Genomic DNA, 19,750 nt, shown 5'->3' with positions numbered 1-19,750 from the left:
AAACTATCCGCTTTGCCTCTGCGTCGCCAGTTTGGAGCCTGCATGTCGTCAGCCCCCGCCATCGCCCTGTTTGCGCAGCGTCGCCGTCCGTGGGACTGGGCATTGGCGCTGCTGCTGCTGGCGTTTGCCTGGCTACAGGCGTTCCAGGCGCTGGATAACAACGGCAAACCGCGCAACTTCTTCAGCTACTACCATCCGCAGTTCTCCGCTGCGGTGATGGTGGGGTGCGGACGCGGCCTGCATGCGGTGGACCGCCACGTCAGCCCGGAGCTGGAACGCTTCCTCGCCTTCTCCGCCAGCCACCGCGCGCAGAGCTTTGACTGCGCCAACCTACCCGCCGACGCCGTCGCCGAGCCTCTCACCGGCTTCCAATCGGGCTACCGCAATCTGATGCTGATGCTGGGCTACATCTGGCAATGGAGCGGCGTCTCCTGGCCTGCGCTGTTTCCGTTTCTGGCGCTGTTCCATGGCGTCGCCGTAGTCCTGGCCTATGGCCTGTTCCGGTTGGTGAGCGCGCCGCTCATCGCCGCGCCCGCCGCCCTGTTTATCGCCATTGCGCCGCCGATTCTGTGGACTATCAAAACCTTCCGCGACTACTCGAAAATTCCGTTCTTCTTCGCCCTGTTCCTGATTTTGGGACTGCTGGCGCGGCGCGCGTTGAGTCCGTGGCGTCTGCGTGGATTGGCGCTGCTGGCGGGCGCCATCGCTGGGGTGGCGGTGGGCTTTCGCCCCGACGTGTATATCTTCCTGCCCGGCTTCATCCTCACCCTGGCGCTGTTTCTGCCGCCAATCCCCACGCCGCGCCCCTGGCTGCTCAAAGCGCAACTGATCGGCCTGCTGCTGCTGGGGTTCGTCCTGCTGGGACTGCCCACCCTCAAAGCCCACACCGGCGAGTCCGGCAGCGGCATCATGCCGGTGATGGGGCTGGGCAAAGGTTTCTCCCATCGGCTCAACGTCACCCACTCGGTGGCGGAGGTGAGCTACATCCACGCCGACCGCTACGCCCACGCCTTTGTGTTCGACTATCTGGAGCGCATCGACGGGCTGCATCTGACCTACGCGCCGGAGAATTCGGTGGATCTGCTCACCGCCGACTACTCCCGCGCCGGTCAGGCCTATTGGAACGCGCTGCTGGAGCTGATGCCCGGCGATCACATCACCCGCGCCATCGCCGCCGCGTGGCGGGTGCTGGAGATGGGGCCGCTGGGTCGCTACGGACCGCTGCTGTTCGCCCTGCTGCTGCTGCTGATCGCGCGCCGCTCGCCGCGACTGGCCATCTTCCTGGCCCTGGCCACGCTGTTCTTTGCCGGTTACAGCAGTCTGGTGTTCCTCGACCGCCATATCGGCCATCTGCTCATCATCCCCATGCTGTTCACCCTGTGGGCCCTGCAGGGGGGGCTCTCCTGGGCGCTGCAGCGACGCCCCGCGCTGGCCCAACAGGGTTGGATTGCGCCTCTGTGCATCCCCCCCGCCCTGGCCCCTGCGCCGCCATGGCGCGCGCAAATGCGCAATATGGCGCTCACGCTGATGGCCCTGGGCGCCCTCACCGCCGCGCCGCTGTGGGCCGCCCGCGCCTGGCAACAGCATGCTCTCTCGGGCTATATCCAGGAGATCTTAGACGCCCCGACTGAACCTATCGCCGCGCTGGAAACCCACTCCCTCACCGATGGCTGGGTGCGCCTGACCCACGAATCCCTCAGCCGTCCGCGCCGCACGCTGGACGCCACCGCCCAGGCCCACTATCTGCGCCTGCGCTGGAACGGCCCTGCCTGTGGGCTGACCGAGACGCCGCTGCGCATGCTCTACCGCGCCTCGCGGGAGGATTTCAGCCGCGCCACCGTGCTGCATCTGGGTGATCAACCGCTGACGCTGTTCTGGCCCATCTATCAGGCCGACTGGTCGCGCTTTGTGGGCATCGAACTGCCCGCCAAGGCGCGCAACTGTCTGGTCTCCGCCCAGCGTTTGCGCGATCCCCTGCCCTTTCCGGCGCTGCTGCTGCTGAGTCTGCCCGACGATTGGCGCGCCCGCCCGCTGTATCAGACCCTGGCGCCGCCGCAGTCGCCGGAACTGTTTGAACCTTCGCCTTTCTTTACCCATGACCGCGTGCGCGGCTTTAACGTGCCCGCCGGTGAAGGGTGATTGCTGGAGCCCTGGCCATGTTGAATATTCCCCTTCCGCCCCTGTTGGGCATCGCCGCGCAGAGCGGCGTGGGCAAAACCTCCCTGCTGGCCGGAGTGATTCCGCTGCTCAAAGCCGAAGGACTGCGCGTGGCGGTGGTCAAACACACCCACCACGACTTCGAGCTGGATCAGCCGGGCAAGGATAGCCACCGCCTGCGCCAAGCGGGCGCCGAACCGGTGATTCTGGCGGGAGATTCGCGCCTCTCCACCCCCGACGTGGCGGTGAGCGAGGAGGATGACCCGCTGCGCATCGCCTTGACGCAGTTGGCGCTGGACGCGCCGGACCTGATTCTGGTGGAGGGCTTTCGCGACCACCCCGATATCGCCGCCCGCCTGGAGGTGCATCGCGCCGCCGCAGGCAAGGCGCTGCGTTACCCCAATGACCCCAGCATCATCGCCATTGCCGCTGACCGGGAGCCCGACGGCGCGCCAATCCCGGTGCTGGAGTTGAACGACCCCGCCGCCGTCGCCGGTTTCATTCTGGAGTGGCGCAGCGCGCAGTGGAGCTTTCAGGATGACGGCCCGCTACTGGACCTGGACGCCGCGCGCGATCACATCCTGGAGCTGGTGCGTCCGGTCACCCGCGCCGAATCGCTGCCGTTGTGCGAAGCCCTCGGGCGCGTGCTGGCCGATGACGCCCGCTCCCCCATCGACGTGCCCACGGCGGACAACTCCGCCATGGACGGCTTCGCATTTCGTTTTGACGATCTGAATCCCGATGGCGGCGGCGTGTTGCAGGAGGTGGGAACCGCCGTTGCCGGGCATCCATTCACGGGCACCACGCCTGCTGGCGGCTGCGTGCGCATCATGACCGGCGCGGCCATGCCTGCCGATTGCGATAGCGTGGTCCCGGTGGAGAACACCCGCCGCGACGGCATGACCATCCACATCCAGCCCGGCCCGCGACGCGGCGGTCATGTGCGTCGCGCCGGCGAGGATATTGCCCAAGGCGCAGCCGCGCTTCACCAGGGCGAGCGCATCGGACCGGCGGGACTGGGCGTGCTGGCCTCCATGGGACTGGCGCGGATTTCGGTGTTGCGTCGCGTGCGGGTGGCGCTGTTCTCCACTGGCGACGAACTGCGCTCGGCCGGACAACCCATTGAGCCGGGTCTGATCTATGATAGCAATCGCTACGCCCTGATGGGTCTGCTGCAGCAGTTGGGCGCGGAAGTGGGCGATCTGGGGATTCTGCCCGATGATGAAGAGACCCTGCGGCTGGCCCTGCGCGGCGCCAGCGAAAACGCCGATGTGATCATCACCTCCGGCGGCGTCTCCATCGGCGATATGGATCTGGTGAAAACCGTACTCAAGGAGTTGGGCCAGCTGGATTTCTGGAAACTGGCCATCAAACCGGGCAAGCCGCTGGCGTTTGGCCGCCTGGGCGACGCCCTGCTGTTTGGCCTGCCGGGCAACCCGGTGGCGGCCATGGTGACCTTTCTGCAACTGGCGCGCCCGGCGCTCATGCGCATGGCGGGCGTCCCCAACTGGCGCGCGCCGCGCTACCGCATGCGCTGCCTGAGCGACATCGCCAAAAAGCCGGGCCGCGCCGAGTTCATTCGCGGCTACTATCAGCGCGACGCCATCGGCAACCTCACCGTCAGCAAAACCGGTCCCCAAGGCAGCGGCCTGCTCACCTCCATGGCCCGCGCCGACTGCCTCATCACACTACCGCGCGCCTCTGCGGGGGTGCGGGCGGGCGACTGGGTGGAGGTGGAGCCGCTGGGCGCGACGTAAACCCGACGCGGATTCCCGTCGCGCCGACGCACGGTTTAGCGGCTTGAAGCCTCCAGGAACAGCCCATCCAACTGCTGGAACAGCTGTTTGCGCTTCTCGTTAAGCGTCTGAATCCCCTGGCGCGCCTTGGATTCGTCGCCCTTGCCGCACGCCTCCTTCACCTGCCCGGTGAGCGCGTGGAGCTGTTGGTGCGCCTGCACCGCGCTCTGGAACTTGGGATTCTCGCCAAACAGGCTCTTGCCCTGGTTTTGCCACCAGTCGCCAAAGCCGCAGGCGACATCCTCGCCCATCTCCACCTCACGGCCGCGACTGACGTTCTCCATCTGATTCAGACAGCGCAGGTGCGACTCTTTGAGCTTGCGCACATCGAACAGTACGTTGGCCTGGTCGGCGGATTTACGCGTCGCCTGCAGACTGGTGACCGCTTGATGGATCTCCTCTGTGAGTACGCCGACATATTGAATGGAGCCGTCCAGATAGTGCACCCGACGCATGGTCTGCTGCATGCTGCCTTCAGTATTGCCCAACACCTTGGCTATCTCCTCGGAGGCTTGATCGGCCACCCGGGCGGATTGACTGGCGCTCTGCGCCTGTTGGGTGATGGCGCTGGCCATATCGGCGGCCTGGGAGGCGGCGTCGGCGATGCCCTCAATCCCCTCCACGGTGGTCTGCACCGAAGTGGAGACCTCATTGGCGGCGCTGGCCAGCTCATTGGCGTTGAGACTCACCGACTCCGCCGCAGTGGAGACCTGCCCCATGGTCTGGCTGATCTCCAGCACCGCGCGCTCCTGCTCATCGACGGTTTGAGAAATCTCCTTATTGGCTTCATACACCTTGAGCATCATCTCCGAGACCGACTTCGTCACCATCTCCGCCTGCCGACTCTCCTGCTGAATGGAGGTGGTGAGCTTGTCGATCAGCTTGGTCGCTTCGCCGGTTTGACTGGCCAACTCCTTAACCTCATTGGCCACCACGGCAAAGCCCTTGCCCGCCTCGCCAGCGCCCGCCGCTTCAATGGAGGCGTTGAGCGCCAGCATGTTGGTTTGCGAGGCGATGCTCTTGATGGCCTCAACCACTTTGGAAATCTCCAGGGTGGAGCCGATCAGGCGGTTCATCACCGTGGCGGTCTCCTGCGCCTGATTGTTGGCGTCGCCGCTGAGTTCATCGGCCAGACGGCAGCGATTGCGCACTTCGCCCAGAGAGGCGCTCATCTGCTCCATGGCCGCCGCCACTGTGCTCACGGATGTGGTGACCTCCCTGAGATTGGCGTTGACCGCGCTGATATTGCTGCTCATCTCTTCGGCGGCGCTGGCCATGGTGTTGGTGTCCTGGCGACTATGCTCCGTGGTTTGGGCGATGAGCCCCACCTGATCGGAGAGCGCTTTGACCTCGCGGCTGATGCTGTTCATGCTGTCATTGGCCGCATGGATGCTCTCTCTGAGCGCTTTGGCCTGCCCCAGCACCGCGCTGCTCTCTTTGGCCACCTGACTGGCCAGCGTGTGGGCCTTGTTGGAATCTTGATCCAACGGCGCTTTGAGCCGCACCAGTTCATTGCCGATGGCCGCCAGGCTCTCCGCCTGCAGGGTCACCTGATGATCCATGCGGGTGGCCTCCTGATGCGCTTGCGTGGCGCTGGTAATGGCCGCATGATTATTCCGGAACTGGTAGAAGAAGTACCAGGAGAGCCACAGCGCGGCGCCGGAGTTGAGCAGCACCAGCAGCACATGGTTGAGCAGATGCAGCCAGATATAGTCGGTGGTGGGCCAGATCGCCAGCGGATCGAAAATGGTCAGCAGCGTATGGTGGACGGCGGGGATCAGCGTGGCGATCAGCAGCGAGCGCCAGCAGAAGTAGATGGTCAGGATCACCACGGTGACGAAGTAGACCATGTGGCCTTCGAGGATGAAGCCGTCAGGCGAGCCGGTGGTTTGATGCACGAAAACCACCCATTGGTAGATCAAGGCCAGCGCAATTACATGCCGGGTCATCTGCCCGGTGGGACGCAGGTACCAAAAGATGGTGGTTGGCAGCGCGCCAACCAGCCCTGCAATCAGTCCAAAGGTAACGCGGCTGACGCCATCCACGGGGACCAGACCGCAGAAGCGGGTGACCACATTGGCGTAGTTGGCGTGGTTCTCCGCGCCATAGCCAATGAGCATAAACAGGGGAATGTAGGCCCACAGCACAATGATAAACGCCTTGCTGGCGTTTTGCCGCACCCGTTCCAGGGTGGGCGCAACCTCCCGCACATCCTCCCACACGGTTAATGTGCTGACCCAGGACTGCTTGGTTTGCGCCGTATTTTCCACAAGCCCGCCTCTCGTTACCCAACCGGTTAAGGGATCCTGACGATGTCGCCTGAACCCAACACAAAGCCTGTTCGTCTCAAAACGCTGATGATCACCATCAGCCTTGTTCTGCTGGGCTCGGTAGCGCTGATGGTCGGACTCAATCAGGCGCTGGAGCAGAACCGCCCGCCAGAGCAGGATCCTGCGCCCACATGGCTCCCCGTCTCGCCCGCCCGCGCCATTCAGCCCCTCGCCCTGGAAGGAGCCAGCGGCGTGGTCGACGCCACCGCCTTACAAGGAAAGTGGACGCTGTTGGCGGTGGGCTTTACCCACTGCGCCGATAGCTGCCCCATGGCGCTGCACACCATCTGGAGTCTGCTACAAGAGCAGAGGCTCCACCACCCCAGCAGCGCCCCGTTGCAAGTGTGGTTTGTCTCCATCGACCCCCAGCGGGACACCCTGGACCGCCTGAACGACTATGTGCAGGACTACGCCATTCCACCCCATGCGCCCGCCATCACACCGCTGCGCGGAGAGCTGCCCCAACTCCGCCGCCTCAGCGCGCTGTTGGGGGCGCAATTCAACTATCCGCAATGGCGCGACAAGGCGGAGTATCCGGTGTTGCACACGCCGGACATCTACCTGATCAACCCGGCTGGAGAGTTGACTGCGCGCTTCCCCATGCCGTTTTCCGTCGCGGCCTTGGTTGAAGGTCTCCAGGCCCATGGGTGGATGGCTTCCCCGCATCCGCACAAGGAAGACAATCCACATATGTCGCATACAATGGGTGACAAACATTGATAGCATGTCATCGCGCCGTCATGTTAGTGAAAATCCATTTAACCCCATCGCCACCCGACTGAATTCCCTAAACTGCGGAAAGTGCTGGGCAACGCCGTGCCAGCCGGATACCTTTGACGGAGCAATCCTGGTGGAAGACGCCGACTACATCCTGTGCAAGAGGCAAGGTCACTGCCCCCCAACGAGTGAGAACGCGCCATGATCACCCTTTTCAAGCGTCTACGACATCACCGAGTCACACTCCTGTGCGCATTGGCTCTGTGGGCGGCGCCCGCTCCCCAGGCAAGGGCGGAAACCTTGGAGATCGTCGGCACCGGCGACGGCATGATCGTGCTGCACGCCCTGGCCAAGGCGTTCTCCGTCAACCACCCCCAAGATGAGATTGTCGTGCCCGACAGCATCGGCTCGTCAGGGGGCTACAAAGCGGTGGGCAATGACAAGGCGTTGCTGGGCAGAGTGGCGCGCAAGATCAAACCCCGTGAGGAGCCTTACGGCTTAACCTATCTGCCCATCGCCAAGTTCCCGGTGGTCTTTTTTGTCAACAAAAGCGTCACGGTGAGCAACCTGAGCGCGGCGCAGATCAACGACATCTATCGTGGTAAAATCGTCAACTGGAGCGAGGTGGGCGGCGCAGAAGGGAAAATTCGCGTGGTGCGCCGTGAAGAGGGCGACAGCTCGCTCGGCAACCTGCGCGCAACCTTCCCCGGTTTTGATGAGGTGACCATCACCCCATACTCCAAAACCGCCACTCTGAATCAACATAACTTTGAAATCGTTACCCAGAAGGAAGGGACCATCGGCTTTGGCCCCTATGCCGATGCGCTCAAAGAGAACGTCACCATCCTCAACATCGATGGCTTGGCCCCAACGGATGAAAACTATCCCAGCTTTGGAACCCTGGCGCTGATATTCAAAGCCGCCAACCGCCAAGGTCTGGTTGAGGCATTCCTCAAATTCGTTGAGACCTCACCGGCCATGCAGGCCATTCGCAGCGCCCACGCGACGCCCTACAAATAACTCCCAGGCGCCGACCTATGATGAGCTTGCGCAAACGTCTGCTGCTGACCTTTCTGCCATTGGGGGTGATCCCCATTGCGCTGGTCAGCATGAGTCTATGGCTGGTGATGAGCGCCAATAGCGCCCAGCATATCCAGCAACTGTCTGAAGTGATCAACCAGCAGATCCGCAAGAGCAATCAGGAGGACTTCTTCCTGATGGATGAGCTATTCAGCGGACTGGTGCAGAAAATCGATCAGCACCTGACGTTTTTGAGCAATCGTGAGGACTTACAGACCTACCTGGAGAAGAGCCAGCCCGATCCCATCGCTACGGTGCTATTCGGCTTTGTGCAGAGTGCGGACTTGGATTTCGTCACCGTGTTCGACCTACAAGGAGACATCCTGGCCTCCAGCCCCCCCAACATCGACCACATCGAAGCGGCCAAGCGCTTTAAACACACGCTTCTGCATAACAAAATTCGACGGGAGATCGAACATCTGGACCGCAACCACCGCCATCTGCTCGGCGGATTCACTCAGATTGGCCCCGGTTATGCCGAACTGGCCGAGCAGGAGCCCTCTTCAGACCTCTCTTATGGCCCTGTGCTGGCAAAAGTTGTCGTCGACCCATTTGGCGACCCGCTTGGCTATGTGGTAGCGGGCATGCAGATCAACCATCTGCACCCTTCGTTAATGAAGATGGTGCGCTTAACCCGACTCTCGTTTGTCAGTTATATCGATGGCCGTCCGCATATGACGGCGGGCTTCAAAGCGCAACCCGGGCCGCTGCAACCCGCCGAACAACAGCGGATCATTCACACGGGCTCCGGCGCGCTCATGCAATCCCTCGACGGCGAAGAGCACCTGCTGGAGTGCCGCCCATTTGACGATTATTCTCACAACCTCATCGCCATCCACTGTGTGGGCATCGCCTTGACGCAGGCGCAGGAGACCATCGCCCAGATGCGGGACTCCGGTGACGATGCGCTGCACACCATGCAATTTGTTTTGGTCCTCATTGCCGTGATCTCCATGGCCGTGGTGGCGCTGGTCTCCGTGGTCCTTTCCCAGCGCATCGTACGCCCCATTCAGGCCATGACCTACGCGCTTGCGCGGTTGTCCGATGATGATCTGGATGCGCCGATCCCCCATACGCACAACACCCAGGAGATCAATCGATTGGCGGAGACCATGCGCGTTTTCAAAGCGCGCATGGTGGAGCGTAGAGAGGCGCTGGAGGAGAAAAACCAGGAGGTGACGCGGCGCATGGCGCTGGAGCAATCCCTGGCGCACACACGCAAGCTCGAAGCGCTTGGCACTCTGGCCGGCGGCGTCGCCCATGAGCTGAACAATCAGCTGCTGCCTATCATGAGCATGACCGAACTGGTGCGCGACGATCTGGCCCCGGACGATCCCAACCGCCGCCTGCTGCAACTGGTGTTCGACAGCTCCGTGGGGGCCAAGAGCACCGTGTCGAAAATTCTGGCGTTCTCGCGCTTTGATCAAGAGCATGTTGGCCAGTGTGATGTGGCGCAAGCGTGCCTGGTGACTGTGGAGTTCCTCCGCGCAGCCTGCCCAAACAACGTGCAAATGCAATTTGAAATTCCAGATTTCATCGGCTTTGCGCCGATGAATCAAGATGATCTGCAAGGCGTTCTGGCCAATCTGTTCTCCAACGCCCTTGACGCCATGCAGGAGACCTCTGGCCGGTTCCGCATCACGCTCTCCTCGCAAACAGTCAACCAAGCTATTGGCCCGGCGCAGTTGCAATCGGGCGAGTATGCGCTGATCCGCGTCAGCGATAACGGCTCGGGCATGGATGAGATCACTCGACAGCGTCTGTTCGACCCCTTCTACACCACCAAGGCGCCCGGCAAAGGCGTCGGCCTGGGCATGTCCATCGTCCACTCGGCCATCTCCCAGGCGGGAGGGACCATCAGCGTGGAATCAAAAATTGGCGAAGGGTCGACTTTCCGCATCTATCTGCCCATTGTAGAGCAGACGCGACAGACGACTGATAACGAGTAAGACGGACAGGTTACATGGCGCAGATATTGGTGATAGATGACGACATCGCAGTGCTGGAGTCCCTGCGGGTGATCCTGGAGAAAAAGGGCCATGCGGTGATAGCCGTCGACCGCGCGCACAAAGGTTTGGCGTTGATCGCCCAACAGAGCTTCGACTTGCTGATTCTGGATTTGATCATGCCCGAACAGGAGGGGCTGGAGACGCTAATGCAGCTGGGCCAGGACTACCCCGGGTTGCGCGTCATCGTCATCTCCGGCGGCGGGCGCATGCATGGCGGCGGCGTTCGTCCCGGGGCCATGCTGGAGATTGCGCAGGATCTGGGCGCCATGATGACGCTGGCGAAACCGTTTAGCGCAACCGAGTTGATTCAAGCCGTGGAGCGGGCGCTCCTGACGGAGAGCAACGGCTAACGCGTGGACTGCGCAGTGCGGGCCGCCGCTGCGCCACACACGGGACAGTCGGCGCGGCGCGGCAGTCGGAAGCTGTGAAACTCCAGATTCCAGGCATCCAGCAACAGGGTGCGACCGGCCAGGGTCTCGCCCCCGCCCAGCAAAATTTTTAACGCCTCATTGGCCATGATCGAGCCGATGATCCCCACCAGCGGGGTGAACACCCCCAGCGTGTTGCACGGCGTATCCGGCGCGCCATTATCGGGCTGAAAACAGCGATAACATCCCGCCTCCGGATGGCGTCTATCCACCACCCCCGCCTGCCCTTGCAACCGCTCCGCAGCGCCCCACACCAGCGGCGTGGCGCTCTGCACACAGACGCGATTGTGCTCGTGGCGCGCAGCGAAATTATCGCAGGCGTCCACCACCACATCGGCGCTGGCGCACGCGGCGCGCAACTCCGCGCCGCTCAACCGACAGGGAACCAGCTCCAGCGCCACATCGGGATTGATCGCCGTCAACGCATCACGGGCGGATTCGGTCTTGGCGCGCCCCACATCCGCCGTGCGGTGGAGAATCTGCCGTTGCAGATTGCTCAGGGAGACCACGTCATCATCCACCAGAGTCAGGCGTCCCACCCCTGCGCTGGCCAGATAGAGCGCCACCGGCGAGCCCAACCCGCCCAACCCCAGAATCAGCGCATGGGCGCCCAGCAGCCGCTCCTGCCCGGCGATATCCACCTGCGGCAGCAGGATCTGCCGCGCATAGCGCTGCAACTGGGCGTCATCCATGCTCGGCCTCTTCGCCGGGGATCAGCCCTTCGCTCTGCCGGGTGAGCGCCACCGCTTTGATCAGGGCGTGCACCTCTTCACCGATGTTCAGATCCAGCGCATCCCACGATTTGCGCGTGATGCGCGCCAGCAGAGAGGCGCCCGCCGCCCCTTCGGCGTCATCGCTCCCCTCCAGCGAGAGGAACAGGTTGACCTGATGGAACGAATAGGGCTCCACATGCTGAATCACCGCGCGCAGAGCGTTGAGGATGCTCGAGCCTGTGGGCGCGCGCTCGCGCGCCACCGCCACATCGGAGGCGGCGATGCGCACCCGCTTGCGCTGTCCCACCAGAGCGGCGTCACCGGGAACCAGCAGTGTTCCGCCCGGCACCGACACCTGCGCCAAACCATAATGGGCGTCGAACGCCGCCACCGGCCCCTCCAGCAGAGTGGCCGCTTCGGGCATCGCCGCCAACGGCAGCGCCGGATCAGCCAATAACGTCGACAACGGCCCGGCGGCCTGCACGCGACCGTTTTTCATCAACACCATGCGGTCGGCCAGCCGCTCCACTTCGGTGATGTCGTGGCTCACATAGAGCGCGGGGATATCCAGCGTCTCATGCAGCCGCTCCAGATAGGGTAGGATCTCATTCTTGCTGATGCGATCCAGCGCCGCCATGGGTTCGTCCATGAGCAGAATCTGCGGGTCGGTGAGCAGCGCCCGGGCGATGGCCACGCGCTGGCGCTCGCCGCCGGACAGACGCACCGGCGAGCGCTCCAACAGGTGTGTCAGTCCCAGCAGATTGGCCACCTCGTCGAAGTCCAGACGCGGCGTCTGGCCTTTGGGCGCGGCGCGCTTGCGTCCGAACAGCATATTCTCGCGCACCGACAGATGCGGGAACAGGCTGGCCTCCTGGAACACATAGCCGATGGGGCGTTTGTGGGTCGGCACAAAGCGTTTGCCATCCTGCCACACCTGCCCGCGCACGCTCAGTTTGCCTTCCAGACGGCGATTGAGCCCGGCCACACAGCGCAGCACGGTGGTTTTGCCGCAGCCGGAGGGGCCAAACAGCGCGGTCACGCCGCGCGCGGGCACGCTGAAGGCGGCGTCCAAGGAGAACTCGCCCTGACTGCCATAAAAGTGGGCTTCGATGGCGCTCATTTGAGGCGGCTCCGCAGACGTTTTTCGATGGTCATGGTGGCCAGAATCACCAGAAAGGAGAACGCCAGCATGCCCGCCGCCAACACATGGGCTTTATCCCACTCCAGGGTTTCAACATAGTCGTAGATGGCCACCGACAGCACTTTGGTCTCGCCAGGAATGTTGCCGCCGATCATCAGCACCACGCCGAACTCACCGACGGTATGGGCGAACCCCAATACCGCGCCAGTGAGCAGACCCGGACGCGCCAACGGCAGCGCCACCGAGAAGAAGCTATCCCACGGCGAGGCGCGCAGGGTGGCGGCCACCTCCAGCGGGCGGTCGCCCATGGCTTCGAAGGCGTTGCGCACCGGCTGCACCACAAACGGCAGAGAGTAGATCACCGAGCCCACCACCAACCCTTCGAAGGTGAACGGCAACGATTGGCCAAACAGATTCACCGCCAGTTTGCCAATGGGGCTATCAGGCCCCAGCGCCACCAGCAGATAGAACCCCAGCACGGTGGGCGGCAGCACCAGCGGCAACGACACCACGGCGCCCACGGCCTCTTTCCACACCGCGCGCGAACGCGCCAGCCACCAAGCCAGAGGCGAGCCGACAACAAGCAGAATAAGCGTGCTAATCGCAGCCAGTTTGAGCGTCAGAACGACCGGTTCCCACATGCGGACGGCTCCGGTTTTTTAGGAGGTAAACGACGAAACTGCGCGTGAGGGGGAATACGGCGCAGCAGGTCGAATCATAGCGCCCCTTCCCCACGCGCCACAAGGCGCGGCACAATGGCCCTCCATGCATCACGCCGTCACCGCACCGGAACAGACCGCCATGACCGCCGCCTCAGACCAATTACACAAACATGCGCCTTGGCTGCTCCTGGCCATCTTCGCCTACTGCGTGGTGGTGAGCGCGGTCTGCCGTCCAGCGGTTCCGTTCTATCTGGACGATGTGATGATGCGCGACACCAATCTGCTGCTCAGTTCGTTGCAGCCCACCATTGCCGACCTCAAACGCTTCTACTGGGGCATGCTCAGTTTTCGCTACGGCGCGCTCCCCTATGTGGCGCAGAACGTCTACTACGCCATTGTCGGCGAATTCCTGCCGCTCTCCGGGGCGAGCATATCCGCCTTCAATGGCGTATTGACCGGCTTGGCCGCCATCGCCGCATTTGGCGTCGGGCGACTGCTGGGCGGCGTGCGACTGGGGCTGATGATGGCGCTGGCGTTGGCGCTGTTTCCATGGATGGCGGCGGTTTCACGCGGCATGGCGTTCAACGGCACTTTGATGATTCTGCTACAGATCACCCTGCTCTACCTGGCGCTAAAACTCGCCCGCGAACCGCAGCGCGCAGTGTGGCCTGCGCTGCTCTCCTGCGTGTTGGGGCTCTACCTGTTCGTTGCGCTGGACGCCATCATCTTTCTCTTCTTTCTGTTTCTGATTCTGCTCTTCACGGGCGGCCTTAAGCGCGCCCTGTTCACGCCGTTTGTCCTCATTCCCCTCGGGGCTTTGGCGCTGTCGTTCTATTGGACGGCGTTTCAATATGGGCAAGGCGGATCGCTGAACATTCTGTTTCTGCCGCTGATCAAATTGGCGCCGGGCCTGTTTGGCGTCTCGCCATCCGACGCTGCGCCGCCGCCTTTTGCCGCAGAAAAAGTCGTGCGCTTTCTGAGTTGGTCGTTTGGTCCGCCGCTGCTGCTGATGGCCTATGGGGCCTACTCGGCGATGCGCGGCGGGCGCAATCTGCCCATCACTGCGCCGGACGGCCACGCGCTGCTCAAACGCGTGGCGCCCATCCTTCTGCTGTGGAGTCTACTGCTGCTGACCATGATGATTCTCAAGGCCGGACAGCGCCCCGACCACAAGGAGCTGCCGGTGGTTTACGCCTTCATCGGCGGCGCGCCGTTCGCGTTTATCGCCGCGCTGGGTTATGCGGCCCTGCCGCGTCGCGCTCTGATCGCCATTGCCGTACTGATGTCGGCTATGCAGTTTACCGTGCTGCAGACCGACCTCTACGCCAAGTTGTGGTGGCGGCAATCGCCGGATGATCAGCGGGTGTTCGCCATGGCGGCCTATCTCATCGAAAAGCGGCCTGACCTTCTCACGGAAGACAAAATTGCGTTTCTGCCGCGCAATCAACCGGCCAATGTGGGGGTGCATGCGCGCGGGCGTATGACGCGTATTGTGATGCCCGACTATCTGCCCGCCACCCATGAACTGGCTACGGCCAGTCGCGGCGATACGCTGGGATTTTTGCAGGCGGTGGAGCGGCGCGACGTGATTCCCGCCCACTGGCTGGTGTTTACTCCGGAGCTGTTTGGGAGCGAGGGCGGTGCGTTTTTCGCGCGACTGCGGGATGATCCGCGTGTGGTGTGGAAGGTGCGCCTGCGCGATCCTGCGGGGCGGGAGATCTGGTTGGCGGAGGTAGAGCCCGAGCGCACAGAAGCCGCGCCGATACCAGCCTATGCGGACGCCGAACCGTGGGCGACGTCCTATCGGGAGCGCTATAATCGGAAAGATTTCCTGGTGCGCAATCTGGACCTGAGCAAGACGTATTGAAGCCGCAAGAAAGTCAAAGTGTGTGCGTGACGCAGCCGGGGCCCACGCTGCCTAATGGGCCGCCGACTGGTCGGCGGCGGGGTCTGGGGGCCGCTGCCCCCAGCGGGTGTGGGCAGCGCCCACGGTGTGGCAGTGGCAGTGGATCTTGCCGTTTCCCGCAGCAAAAAACCTGAAGCCAGAAGAGGCTGCGAGAGAAGCTCAAAACGCAGAGCCCGTAGGAAGGGAAAACGGGAAACGGCAGTGAGCAGGCCCCAACGGGGCCGTCGTCCGCAGGACGGCAAATGCCGTAGGACTCGATGCCTGGGAAAGTCAGAAGGTGTTTTGGGGACAAAAGCTTAATTGAGTGCGCGTCCCCGGAATCCCGGAATTCACACCAGTTCGCACCACAAATTCAGTGACCGCCCCCGGAATTCCTCCCCGGAACTCGCACCAGTTCTTCTTTCAGTTATCGGATACTGACCATGGGTTAGCGGGATTTAACCCCCCGCCAGGGCCGTAGCTTTGCCCCCCACCCGGACCGTAGCTTTGCCCCCCACCCGGACCGTAGCTTTGCCCCCCACCAGGGCCGTAGCTTAGACTGCCGCCGGGGCCATACGGATTAGTTTCAATACCCCCGTAAGTATAACCCGCCTGGGGTTTTTCATAGACTTTCCAACCATGCTGATATCCTTGTGCATTGACTGTATTGCTTATTAGAAATGCACCTAAGGCTGACCCAATAAACACGATGAAAAAAGATTTTGGCATGGCGTTTTCTCCTGTGCGCTGGATAAATGATAACCTTGCACTGCGCATAAGTAGAACCTTGAACGTCATAAAGCTTACTCCAGTCATCCTTAAGATCGCAAGCAGAACTCCTGTCACACAAGACCCCTCATCGGCACAAACTTAACCCACTCGCCGCTGCATAGATACGGACTTAGGGGAAAGTCACTCAATTGATTCGCTATATTCTTCCCTGACAGGTTATGCGTAAACTACTATACACAAACAGTTTTTGGCTTTCTCTGGCGGTGGCTTCTACTGCATTCGCCGTCCTTCGGACGACGGCGCTGCGCGCCTGCTCACCGCCGTTTCCCCGACGGCCCCTTGCTGGCTCGTCGTTTCGCCCTCCTCTGACGCCCTGTGCTAGCTCGCCCTCTGTTCAATGGGGAAACGGCTGAAAGACGAAAGATATTGGGGCGCTGCCCCAAACCCCGGTCGGGCTCTGCCCGACACCCGGCAGGGCGCCGCCCTGCACCCGCTGGGGGCAGCGGCCCCCAGACCCCGCCGCCGACCAGTCGGCGGCCCATTAGACATCGTGAGCGCTGACTGTGTCACGCAGAGACTTGTTCGCTTTTGCTGGGCTCACTCCTGCGGCTTGATCGCATGCACGCCGAACGAGCCGCTGGTCTTCATCCGGTGCCAATGGGGCGCCGACACCCCCTGCCGCCGCGTCAACCACCAGTCATACGCGCTCTGCAACCGATAGGTGAACGGGCGCCAACTGTGCGGAACCCGCAACGCATGCCGCATCACCGCCGGAATAAAGCCCCACCCCGACCAGATATCGTCCAGCGCCAACCCCGCATGCTGACAGAGCTGATGCAACCCCTCCGGGGTGAAGTGGAAGCACGATCCCCCATGCCAGCTCTCCCAGAAACTCCCCGTGGCGATGATCCGCCCTCCCGGCTTGAGCACCCGCGACATCTCATAAAACGCCAGGAAGGGGTTCTGCAAATGCTCGATCACCGCCGTGGTCAAAATGGCGTCAAAACTGGCGTCGGCAAACGGCAGTCGGTGGGCATCCAGCAACAGATGCGCCCGCGCCGCCGGGTCGAAATCCCCCCGCAGCACATGGGTAAGGCCCTGCGCCGCCAAATAGTCCGCGTTGCCGCCGCCGCCGCAGCCCAGATCCAGAATCGGCGCATCTGACGGGAAATCCCGACGGAACTGCTCAATGTAGTAGAGGATCTCTTTGTGCAACTTGCTGGCGTAGACCTTGCGCAGCGCCCAGGTCTGCGGCGCATCGAATTCCGCCCGCGTGGCCCGACCCAGCGCTGCGATACGGGCGTTATCCAAAATATTCATCGGGTAGTGGAACGTCACCGCATGCGAACTGGGCTGCCCCAACGCGCGCAGATCGGCAATGGTTTGACCATCGCCATTGCTGGCCAGAGGGAACGCTTGAGCACACTGCGGGCAATGCAATGCCGCCACATCCGAGCCGCTCAACGCCTGCTCCGGGTGCAGTGGACAGCGCAATAGCGGAATCATCCAATCAGCCAACGTCGCTTCGCTCACGCGCTCACATCTCCGTGTAGTGGGGCCCGCTGCCCCCTTCGGGCGGCGTCCACACGATAGTGCCAGTGGGATCCTTGATGTCGCAACACTTGCAGTGCAGGCAGTTGGCCGCCTGAATGCGCAACTGCGCGTCACCCTCGCCCTCCTCCCACACATAGACGCCCGCCGGGCAGTAGCGCGTCTCCGCCCGGGCGAATGCAGCGCCATGGGTGGTCAGCGCCGCATCGCCATGGGGTCGGGTCAGATGGATCGGCTGGTCATCGCGGTGGGCCAGATTGGCCAGATAGACCGAGTCGGCGCGGCTGAATGTGAGCTTGCCATCGGGCTGGGGATAGTCGATAGGCGCACAGGACGCCGCCGGGCGCAGCGCGGCGCGGTCCTCCCCCGCCATGCGCAGAGTCCAGGGCGCGCGCCCGCGCAATACGCGATCCTCCAGCGCGGCGTTGAGCATCCCCGACCAGCGCCCCCAGCGGAATCCCGGGCGGATATTCCGCCCGCGCCACAACTCCGCCCACAGCGCGCTGTGACGGAGTTTCTGCGGATACCCCAACGCCTCTTCGCCCGGCTCTGGCGCCCCATCGCGCCACAGCTCCGCCACCGCCTCGGCGGCCATCTTGCCAGAGAGAATCGCGGCGTGAATCCCCTTTAGGCGCGCCGGGTTGAGGAAACCGGCGGCATCGCCAATCAGCGCCCCGCCCGGGAAGGTGAGTTTGGGCAACGCCACCGGACCGCCCTCCACCAACACCCGCGCGCCATAGCCGATGCGGGTCGCCCCCTTCAGCACGCCGGCTATGCGCGGATGGGTTTTCCAACGCTGCATCTCGGCGAAGGGGTCCAGATAGGGGTTGGCGTAGTCGAGCCCGCTCACCAGCCCCAGACTGACGCGGTCATCGCCCCAGTGATAGAGGAATCCGCCGCCATAAACGGCGCTATCCAGTGGCCACCCCAGGGAGTGCAGAATCTCCCCCGCCTGATGCCGCCCCGGCTCCACCCGCCACACCTCTTTGACGCCCAAGCAATAACTCTGCGGCGCGGAGTCGGCGCGCAGATCATAGCGGGCGATAATCCGCTCGCTCAAAGATCCGCGCGCCCCTTCCGCCAGCAACGTCTGTTTGGCGATTATCTCTGTGCCCGGCTCAAATCTTGGCCCGGGCGCGCCATCCTGCATGCGCCCCATGTCGCCGCTGACCACGCCCGCAACCACACCTTCGTGTTCATAGAGCTGATCTGCGTTCTCAACATCATAGAGCGGCTCTGCACCAACAAATCCGGGGAAGATATCCACCCCCAGCGCTTCGGCCTGCTGGGCCAGCCAACGGCATAACTGTCCTATAGAGAGGATAAAGCAGCCCGCATCGTCCAACGAACGGGGCTGAGCCAGGGAGAGATCGCCATCCGCACTGAGATAGCGCAATGCGCTGCTGCGCACCGGGGTCAAATTGGGCGGCGGCGCGTCTCGCCAATGCGGCAACAGCGCATCCAGCCCCGCTGGATCCATCACCGCGCCCGAGAGCAGGTGCGCGCCGATGTCGGCGCCCTTCTCCAGCACGCAGACGGCCAACTCCCGACCCGACTCCGTCCCTACCTGCGCCAAGCGGATCGCCGCCGCCAGCCCCGCTGGTCCGGCGCCAATAATGGCCACATCATAGGTCAAACTCTCGCGTTCCGATCCCGCCACAATCGTTTCCAACCCCTTTTACTCGCCAAAACTCAGAATGGGAGAATTCTCTGGATGATCAAAGAGGCTGGGGCTTCGCCCCAGCCCCCAGCAGGGCGCTGCCCTGCACCCGCGCGGGCTCTGCCCACGACCCGCCAGGAGGGACGCCCTCCTGGACCTCGGTGAGTTGACTTCTGCGCTCTCTTTTCGATATCCGCGCATGTTCAGTTTTCAGTTCAAATGACTATAGCGAGTCAAAACCAAAACGGCACAGAACAGCCAATGTTTGCGTGACGTAGATTGAGCTTGCGCTGACGATTGGCCTCCGACTGGTCGGCGGCGGAGTCTGGGGCTGCGCCCCCAGCGGCCACAGGCGAAGCCGTACCTCACAAATTGGGCAGCGCCCACGATTCGGCAGGATTGCCGAATCACGGTTTGGCTTTTGATCTTGGGAGCTCGAGGGCAAAGCCCTCGATATCTTCCATTCTTAAAATCGCCAATGTCCAACTTTGAATTCGACTAAGTATATATCTCACCGCTGCTGGCTATCTCTACGCCGCAACAGCACACTGCGCGCTCAACAAAAAACCCCCGGCCAGGGCCGGGGGTTCGTTGTCAGGCGCATTTTCCCATGCGCGTTTGGCTCCCTTTTGCAACGCTGTCCGCTTCTGCGTCGTTAGCCGCCGCGATTCTTAAAACGATGCGCAGCGCGCCCGTTTCATCCGTGACGTAATCTGCGCGCCCTGCGCGTACGTCGTTTTGCGTCAGTCCGGTCTCTTCGTCAGCAAGGAGAAGACCCGGAACCAGATGTTGCGTCCAGGCGTTCATTTTGGCCTCCTGTTGGCGTTGAGGCCGTTTCGGCGCCCCGATGGCGACCGACAACGGACCACGTGAGCGCAGTTGCGCCCAT

At 62.7% G+C, this 19,750-nt stretch carries 15 protein-coding genes; 7 read left to right on the top strand and 8 right to left on the bottom strand.

The features are described from left to right. Positions 1–42 precede the first annotated feature (42 nt). Both MAIT1_RS16955 and MAIT1_RS16950 read left to right on the top strand, forming a co-directional pair. Positions 43–2,139, top strand: coding sequence for a hypothetical protein (locus MAIT1_RS16955; protein WP_085444731.1), 2,097 nt, complete (start codon positions 43–45; stop codon positions 2,137–2,139). Between the two features lie 17 nt (positions 2,140–2,156). Beyond that, complete coding sequence (locus tag MAIT1_RS16950) at positions 2,157–3,914, top strand: bifunctional molybdopterin-guanine dinucleotide biosynthesis adaptor protein MobB/molybdopterin molybdotransferase MoeA (RefSeq protein ID WP_085444730.1); 1,758 nt, start codon at positions 2,157–2,159, stop codon at positions 3,912–3,914. Positions 3,915–3,949: 35 nt separating this feature from the next. Here MAIT1_RS16950 and MAIT1_RS16945 read toward each other — a convergent pair whose 3' ends face one another. Further along, a complete protein-coding gene (locus MAIT1_RS16945) occupies positions 3,950–6,223 on the bottom strand; it encodes a methyl-accepting chemotaxis protein (protein ID WP_085444729.1) in 2,274 nt (757 codons plus the stop codon). A 42-nt stretch (positions 6,224–6,265) separates the two neighbouring features. On the opposite strand from MAIT1_RS16945, the gene MAIT1_RS16940 reads away from it, so the two are divergent. The 4 genes from MAIT1_RS16940 to MAIT1_RS16925 all read left to right on the top strand — a co-directional run bounded on the left by MAIT1_RS16940 (position 6,266) and on the right by MAIT1_RS16925 (position 10,439). Then, on the top strand, positions 6,266–7,003 hold the full coding sequence (locus MAIT1_RS16940; RefSeq protein WP_085444728.1) for an SCO family protein: 738 nt from the start codon (positions 6,266–6,268) through the stop codon (positions 7,001–7,003). Between the two features lie 198 nt (positions 7,004–7,201). Then, positions 7,202–8,020 carry a PstS family phosphate ABC transporter substrate-binding protein gene (locus MAIT1_RS16935; RefSeq protein ID WP_085444727.1) on the top strand — a complete coding sequence of 273 codons (819 nt, stop codon included), beginning with the start codon at positions 7,202–7,204 and terminating at the stop codon, positions 8,018–8,020. 17 nt (positions 8,021–8,037) lie between these two features. Further along, on the top strand, positions 8,038–10,029 hold the full coding sequence (locus tag MAIT1_RS16930) for a sensor histidine kinase (RefSeq protein WP_085444726.1): 1,992 nt from the start codon (positions 8,038–8,040) through the stop codon (positions 10,027–10,029). A 14-nt stretch (positions 10,030–10,043) separates the two neighbouring features. After that, positions 10,044–10,439 (top strand): response regulator, encoded by a 396-nt coding sequence (locus MAIT1_RS16925; RefSeq protein WP_085444725.1) that lies wholly within the window; start codon positions 10,044–10,046, stop codon positions 10,437–10,439. Here MAIT1_RS16925 and MAIT1_RS16920 read toward each other — a convergent pair. From MAIT1_RS16920 to modB, 3 genes are read right to left on the bottom strand one after another with little or no spacing between them, the layout of a single operon-like run. Further along, positions 10,436–11,209: a HesA/MoeB/ThiF family protein gene (locus MAIT1_RS16920; RefSeq protein WP_085444724.1), complete on the bottom strand. Its 774-nt coding sequence runs from the start codon at positions 11,207–11,209 to the stop codon at positions 10,436–10,438. The genes MAIT1_RS16925 and MAIT1_RS16920 overlap by 4 nt on opposite strands. Further along, positions 11,202–12,350: a molybdenum ABC transporter ATP-binding protein gene (gene modC, locus MAIT1_RS16915; protein WP_085444723.1), complete on the bottom strand. Its 1,149-nt coding sequence runs from the start codon at positions 12,348–12,350 to the stop codon at positions 11,202–11,204. Before modC ends, MAIT1_RS16920 begins: the two co-directional genes overlap by 8 nt. Continuing rightward, the gene (gene modB / locus MAIT1_RS16910) at positions 12,347–13,012 is read right to left on the bottom strand and encodes a molybdate ABC transporter permease subunit (RefSeq protein WP_085444722.1); all 666 of its coding nucleotides are present in this window, start codon (positions 13,010–13,012) and stop codon (positions 12,347–12,349) included. The genes modC and modB overlap by 4 nt, the downstream gene beginning before the upstream one ends. A gap of 124 nt (positions 13,013–13,136) precedes the next feature. Here modB and MAIT1_RS16905 point away from each other — a divergent pair, with 124 nt between their 5' ends. After that, a complete protein-coding gene (locus tag MAIT1_RS16905) occupies positions 13,137–14,900 on the top strand; it encodes a hypothetical protein (RefSeq protein WP_085444721.1) in 1,764 nt (587 codons plus the stop codon). A 441-nt stretch (positions 14,901–15,341) separates the two neighbouring features. Here MAIT1_RS16905 and MAIT1_RS21610 read toward each other — a convergent pair whose 3' ends face one another. The 4 genes from MAIT1_RS21610 to MAIT1_RS16890 all read right to left on the bottom strand — a co-directional run bounded on the left by MAIT1_RS21610 (position 15,342) and on the right by MAIT1_RS16890 (position 19,668). Beyond that, complete coding sequence (locus MAIT1_RS21610; protein WP_143814895.1) at positions 15,342–15,716, bottom strand: hypothetical protein; 375 nt, start codon at positions 15,714–15,716, stop codon at positions 15,342–15,344. Between the two features lie 531 nt (positions 15,717–16,247). Beyond that, positions 16,248–17,183, bottom strand: a complete 936-nt coding sequence (locus MAIT1_RS16900; protein ID WP_198947925.1) for a class I SAM-dependent methyltransferase — start codon at positions 17,181–17,183, stop codon at positions 16,248–16,250. A 4-nt stretch (positions 17,184–17,187) separates the two neighbouring features. Beyond that, positions 17,188–18,861, bottom strand: coding sequence for an electron transfer flavoprotein-ubiquinone oxidoreductase (locus MAIT1_RS16895; protein WP_085444720.1), 1,674 nt, complete (start codon positions 18,859–18,861; stop codon positions 17,188–17,190). Between the two features lie 594 nt (positions 18,862–19,455). Beyond that, positions 19,456–19,668 (bottom strand): hypothetical protein, encoded by a 213-nt coding sequence (locus MAIT1_RS16890; protein WP_085444719.1) that lies wholly within the window; start codon positions 19,666–19,668, stop codon positions 19,456–19,458. Positions 19,669–19,750 lie beyond the last annotated feature (82 nt).

Source organism: Magnetofaba australis IT-1 (assembly GCF_002109495.1).
Classification (GTDB): domain Bacteria; phylum Pseudomonadota; class Magnetococcia; order Magnetococcales; family Magnetococcaceae; genus Magnetofaba; species Magnetofaba australis.
The sequence above is the reverse complement of the archived record's forward strand: the minus strand, read 5'-3'. Positions and strand labels throughout refer to the sequence as shown.